This window comes from Arthrobacter sp. TS-15, from assembly GCF_006964045.1.
Taxonomy (GTDB): domain Bacteria; phylum Actinomycetota; class Actinomycetes; order Actinomycetales; family Micrococcaceae; genus Arthrobacter.
Genome location: NZ_SDXQ01000120.1, coordinates 1 through 1138, shown reverse-complemented (window position 1 = coordinate 1138; position 1138 = coordinate 1). Strand labels below are relative to the sequence as shown.

The window sequence follows — 1138 nt, the reverse complement described above, 5'->3', positions numbered from 1 at the left end:
CGCGAGTGCCGTGCGGTGCCAGAAGCCGGACGTCGTGCGTGCGGCGGGCCGTTCGACCCGGTGGCCCCAGCGGGCCAGGGCCGCCGGCAGGAAGACCACAGCTCCGGCCACCGCCGCCACCACGACAAGGACACCCGCGTACGCGAACGAGCTGAGGAAGAAGAACGGGAACACCAGCAGCGCGCACAGCGACACCGCGACCGTCACTCCGCTGAACACCACCGTGCGCCCGGCGACCGCGGTCGCCCGCACGACGGCGTCGGGCCCCGGGCGTCCGGCCGCGCGTTCCTCGCGGTAGCGGCTGATCACGAACAGGCTGTAGTCGACGCCGAGTCCGAGGCCCAGGACGAGGGCGAGGTTCGCCGCGAAGGCCGACACCTCGGTGAACTGCGCGATCGCACGCAGCCCGGCGAGGGTTCCGATGACGGACAGCAGACCGACCGCGACGGTCAACAGGGCGGCCGTGGTGCGCCGGTAGACCAGGACGAGGAGGAGCAGGACGGCGGGCAGTGCGAACAGTTCGGCACGCAGGAAGTCGGTGCGTGCCTGTTCGCCGACCTGGCGCGAGATCTCCTCCTGGCCGCCCACCTGGACGGTGAGTTCGTCGGTCGTGCGCGTCAACCGCGGTGAGAACGTGGCGAGTTGCTCGCGTGCTTCCGTGGCGCTGCCTTCGAGGCGGACGAGGACGAGCGCACGACGGCCGTCGGTGCCTCGCAGGGCTCGGCTGTCGGCGTCCCAGTACGAGGTGACGTCGGTGACGAGTGGCAGCCGTTCCACCTCCTGGGCGAGCGCGCGGGCCGCGTCCCGTGTGCGGGCGCTGTCCACGTCGCCGTCGCGTGCCGTGACGAGCAGCGCCAGGTTGGGGTTGCCGGTGCCGAACTCCTCGCGCAGTACGTCCCCCGCGCGCACCGACTCCGTGCCGGGCGAGCTCCAGCGCGCGAGGTCCAGGTCGTTCTGGGCGCCGGCCCCGTAGGCGGCGAGGCCGAGGAAGGCGAGGAGTACGCCGATGAGGGCGGCGCGACTGCGCCGCACCGCCAGGCGGCCGAGCCGGGTAAGCATCGTGGTGTGGCCTTTCTCCGGGGATCCGTAGCGGTCACGGTCGTCGGCGCCGCTGACCGTCCGCTGGAAGATCCACTGG

The 1138-nt window shown here is 72.5% G+C and carries 1 protein-coding gene; it reads right to left on the bottom strand.

From position 1 onward, the window contains the following. Nucleotides 1-1138 (bottom strand): MMPL family transporter (locus tag EU811_RS23180; protein ID WP_202979358.1); only part of this gene is annotated, 1138 nt, incomplete at both ends.